This window comes from Monashia sp. HAY1-2A, assembly GCF_056755315.1.
Map to the genome: position 1 here is coordinate 1 of NZ_JBNDHY010000784.1, position 236 is coordinate 236.

Annotated in this window: 1 protein-coding gene; it reads right to left on the bottom strand. The window is 69.9% G+C overall.

The window, feature by feature from the left end; genetic code table 11:
* A partial coding sequence (locus ACPYOM_RS23900; RefSeq protein ID WP_481347891.1) for a multicopper oxidase domain-containing protein occupies positions 1 to 236 on the bottom strand: 236 nt, incomplete at both ends.

The window sequence follows — 236 nt, forward strand, 5'->3', positions numbered from 1 at the left end:
GACGGTGTCCTTGAAACCGGTCTCCCAGGCCTCGGACGGGCGCGGGGCGCCCACGAGCCGTGCCGGCGGCTCGGTCTCCCCATCGGCGTTGGTGACGAGCGCCTGCCGGTCGACCACCTCGAAGGTCGTTTCGTGCACGTGGATGGGGTGGGCGTCGGCGGTGAAGTTGTGCACCTCCCAGACTTCTGTGTTGCCGACCCCCGGGTTCTCGGTGACCGGGTTCGCCCACGTCCGGT